Annotated in this window: 4 protein-coding genes; all 4 read left to right on the forward strand. The window is 55.7% G+C overall.

The features are described from left to right. Positions 1-95 precede the first annotated feature (95 nt). Genes def through rlmN form a run of 4 tightly spaced genes read left to right on the forward strand, consistent with a single transcriptional unit; the run spans position 96 to position 3,864 of the window. Positions 96-563: a peptide deformylase gene (gene def / locus QZR21_RS08350; RefSeq protein ID WP_296097420.1), complete on the forward strand. Its 468-nt coding sequence runs from the start codon at positions 96-98 to the stop codon at positions 561-563. Beyond that, on the forward strand, positions 553-1,497 hold the full coding sequence (gene fmt, locus QZR21_RS08355) for a methionyl-tRNA formyltransferase (RefSeq protein WP_296097422.1): 945 nt from the start codon (positions 553-555) through the stop codon (positions 1,495-1,497). The genes def and fmt overlap by 11 nt, the downstream gene beginning before the upstream one ends. Beyond that, a complete protein-coding gene (rsmB, locus tag QZR21_RS08360; RefSeq protein ID WP_296097424.1) occupies positions 1,478-2,827 on the forward strand; it encodes a 16S rRNA (cytosine(967)-C(5))-methyltransferase RsmB in 1,350 nt (449 codons plus the stop codon). The genes fmt and rsmB overlap by 20 nt, the downstream gene beginning before the upstream one ends. Before the next feature lie 2 nt (positions 2,828-2,829). Further along, positions 2,830-3,864, forward strand: coding sequence for a 23S rRNA (adenine(2503)-C(2))-methyltransferase RlmN (rlmN, locus tag QZR21_RS08365; RefSeq protein ID WP_296097427.1), 1,035 nt, complete (start codon positions 2,830-2,832; stop codon positions 3,862-3,864). Positions 3,865-4,095 lie beyond the last annotated feature (231 nt).

The following is a 4,095-nucleotide window of genomic DNA, read 5'->3' on the forward strand; positions in this document are numbered from 1 at the left end:
ATCAGCTTCGAACCCTGTGCAGCTTTAAATAAAATTATTTTTGTCGTTTACTATAACTTGTTAATCCCATCTATTTAGAAAGAAGGAATCCTATTTTGAGTAAAATTATTACCGCCGGAAACCCGATCCTTACCATGACGGCAGAACCGGTCACCGAATTCGATAAAAAACTGAAATTTCTGGTCAACGATATGAAGAAAACCCTCTACGAAGCCAATGGCGTAGGCCTGGCGGCTCCACAGATTGCCGTTTCCAAGCGAATTTTTGTGGCCGACGACGGAGAGACCGGCTTCGAAGCCTACATCAACCCCGTATGGAAACCGGACGGCGATGAAAAGAACATCGACACCGAAGGCTGCCTGTCGGTACCGGAATTCTTCGGAGAAGTGGAACGGTATTCCCATGTCATCATCCATTACCAGGATATCCGGGGCAAGAAGAAGACGAAGAAAGCCTCCGGCCTTCTGGCCCGCTGCATCCAGCATGAGACGGACCACCTGAATGGCATTCTCTTTATTGAAAAAGCGATTTCCCTGCACAAAGGACCGAAAAATGAAGAATAACTACCGCATCGTTTTCATGGGTACCCCCGATTTCGCCCTGCCCGCCCTGGAAGCCCTCAAAGCCCACGGCTACATGCCCCTGGCCCTTTATACCCAGCCGGACCGGATCAACGGCAGGGGAAAGAAAATCAACTTTTCCCCGGTGAAATCCTTCGGCCTGGCCAATGATATCCCCGTGTTCCAGCCCACCACCCTGAAATCGGAGGAGGAGCAGCAGAAACTCCGGGACCTGAAACCGGATCTCATCATCGTCATCGCCTATGGCAAAATCCTGCCGAAGGCGGTACTGGACATTCCCACCTACGGCGCCATCAACGTCCATGCCTCCCTGCTGCCGGAGTATCGCGGTGCCGCTCCCATCCAGCGGGCCATTATCGACGGGAAGAAGAAAACCGGCGTCACCATCATGCAGCTGGACGAAGGCATGGATACGGGCAATATCGTATCGGTGAAAGAAATGGACATTCCGCCCCATATGACGGCGGGGGAACTGTTTGATGCCCTGGGCGTACTGGGGGCAGAAGAGCTCATTTCCGTCATGGATGACCTGCCGGAGAAGCTCGCCCATTCTATTCCCCAGGACCATGACAAAGCCACCTATGCGGAAAAAGTGACAAAGGACATGGGCCATATCGACTGGACAAAGGACGCTTCCGTCCTGGACTGCCTCATCCGGGGCATGTACCCCAATCCCGGCACCTACACCTTTTACCGGGGCAAACGGGTGAAGATTCACCGGGCCTCCTTCGAAGAGAAGGACTCCGGCCTCCCTGCAGGCACCGTCGTTTCTACGGAAGGCGGCTGCATCCATGTGGCCTGCGGAAAGGGGACCCTTTCCATTTCCCAGCTGCAGCCTGAAAACCACCGGAAAATGGCTGCCTCCGATTTCATTAACGGATATCAGGTGAAAGCGAATGAAACCTTCGGCCAATAAACCGGCTCCCTCCGCCCGCCGCCTGGCGTACCAGGCGCTCTACGACATCCTGGAGAAAGGAGCCTATGGAAACCTTACCATCCAGCAGGCCCTGAAATCCTACGACCTGGGGGAGGCGGAGACCCACTTATTCACAGAACTGGTCTATGGAGTTCTCCGGCGGTACAACCGCCTGCTCTGGGTGATTTCCCAGCTGAGCAGCCGGCCGGTGAAGAAACTCCATCCCTCCGTGCGGATTCTTCTCTGCCTGGGGCTGTACCAGCTACTGTACCTCACCCGGATTCCCGAATCCGCAGCGGTCAATGAATCCGTAAAGATTGCCAAAAAGGTGACCCATCCGGGAAATGCGGGATTCGTGAACGCCATCCTCCGGAACTATATCAGAAGAAAAGAAGAAATCCATCTCTTCCCCCGGGAAGAAAACCGGATCCTCTACGATTCCCTCACCTGGAATGAGCCGGAATGGCTCGTCTCCCGGTGGGAGAAGGAGTGGGGAGAAGAGAAGGCGGGGAAGGTGATGGAAGCCATGAACCGGATTCCCTCCCTCACGGTGCGCATGAATACCCTCAAGACGGACAGGGAAGCCTTTCTGGGTCTCCTGAAGGAACAGGGGATAGAAGCGGAACCGGTGTCCTGGAAGAAAGAGGCCTTCCATATTACAAAGGGCGCCCACCACATCTGGAAACTCCTGGACCAGGGCTATGGCTATGCCCAGTCCCTGTCCTCCATGGTTCCGGCGGATGTGCTGTCCCCGAAGCCCGGGGAACGGGTGCTGGACATGTGCGCCGCTCCGGGAAGCAAGACCACCCAGCTGGCGGAACTTATGAATAATGAAGGTTCCATCGATGCCTGGGACCTGTATCCCCATAAAATCGGCCTCATTAAGAACAATGCCAAAAAACTGGGCATCACCATTATCCACGCCGGTGCCCGGGACTCTTCGAAACCCTTTCCGGCCCTGGCCGGAGCCTACGACCGGGTTCTTCTGGATGCCCCCTGTTCGGGGCTCGGCGTGCTTTCCCACAAGCCGGAAATCCGCTGGCGCCGGGGGGAAGAAGGGCTCGCCGAATTCCCGCCGCTCCAGGAAAAACTGCTCCAGGCTGCCGCTTCCTATGTAAAGCAGGGAGGCACCCTGGTCTACAGTACCTGCACATTGAACCGGGAAGAAAATGAAGACCGGGTCACCGCCTTTCTCGCTGCCCATCCCGACTTCCACCGAAGGGACTTTGCCATCCCGAACCTTGGAAAATCGGAAAACGGAATGATCACCATCTGGCCCGATGAAACGGGAAGCGATGGTTTCTTTATTGCAAAACTGGTAAAGGAGTAACTATGCCTTTTAACGTCTGGGGCCACACCCTTCCGGAAATGGAGGAATGGATCCTGTCCAAGGGATTTCCGAAATTCCGGGCCAAACAGCTGCAGGATTACCTGTACCGCCGCCATGTCTATGATTTTCAGGAAATGAAACAGCTCCCGGGGACCATGCGGGACTTCCTCTCCGCCGAAGCGGTGCTGGAAAAACCGGAAATCATGCACTCCATTGCTTCCAACGACGGGGATACCACGAAAATCCTCCTGAAGCTCGCCGACGGCTCCCTCATCGAAACCGTATGCATGCACCACGTCTACGGCAATTCCATCTGCGTCTCCACCCAGGTGGGCTGCGCCATGGGCTGTATTTTCTGCGCCTCCACGAGGAACGGCCTGGAACGGAACCTGACTGCCGGAGAAATGCTGGCCCAGGTCTATGCGTTCAAAGAAAAGCTGGATGCTCCCATCCACTCCATCGTCCTCATGGGATCCGGAGAACCTCTGACCAACTACGAAGAGGTGCTCCGCTTCATCCGCCTGGCCAACGACCCGGGACTTTTGAATATCAGCCTCCGGAACATCACCCTGTCCACCTGCGGCATCGTACCCCAGATTTACCGCCTCGCCGATGAACACCTGCCCATTACCCTGGCCATTTCCCTCCACGCCCCGAACGACACCATCCGGAACCGGATCCTTCCCATCAGCCGGAACTTCAAAATCGAAGACGTGGTCCGGGCCTCCCGGTACTACTTCAAAACCACGGGACGCCGGGTGACCTTCGAATATATTCTCATTAAAGACGTGAACGCCTCCGTGGAAAATGCGGAAGAACTGTGCCGGCTCACCGGAAAAATGAACTGCCACTTCAACCTCATCCCCATCAACGGCACGGAACATATCAAGCTGTACCCGCCGGACATGAAAGAAATCCGGGCCTTCGTATCGGTCCTGGAAAAACACGGCAAAAGCGTCACCGTCCGCCGCCAGATGGGCGACGAAATCCAGGCCGCCTGCGGCCAGCTGAAGAGACGGTATCTGGAAGATAAGTAATTAAAGTGGATGAAGGGTAATGCCCTGCGGGCAAGGTGGCTCAAGGGAAACGCCTGACGGCGAGGGTATGGTGGCGGCGCATAGATTATGAAGCGCCGCCTTATGAAACACGATAGCAGCGAAGACGCAGACTCCTATCAGCCCACCCTCTTTAGAGAGAGGGTGGCCGCGAAGCGGCTGGGGAATGGCCGAGAACGTTCTGAGCAACTTTAGCGAGAGCCCCCTCCGTCT

It is taken from the genome of uncultured Dialister sp. (assembly GCF_900541605.1).
Classification (GTDB): domain Bacteria; phylum Bacillota; class Negativicutes; order Veillonellales; family Dialisteraceae; genus Dialister.

Coding starts and splice junctions, on each gene's coding strand:
- fmt (WP_296097422.1), top strand. CDS start 553: ATGAAGAATAACTACCGCATCGTTTTCATGGGTACCCCCGATTTCGCC.
- rsmB (WP_296097424.1), top strand. CDS start 1,478: ATGAAACCTTCGGCCAATAAACCGGCTCCCTCCGCCCGCCGCCTGGCG.
- rlmN (WP_296097427.1), top strand. CDS start 2,830: ATGCCTTTTAACGTCTGGGGCCACACCCTTCCGGAAATGGAGGAATGG.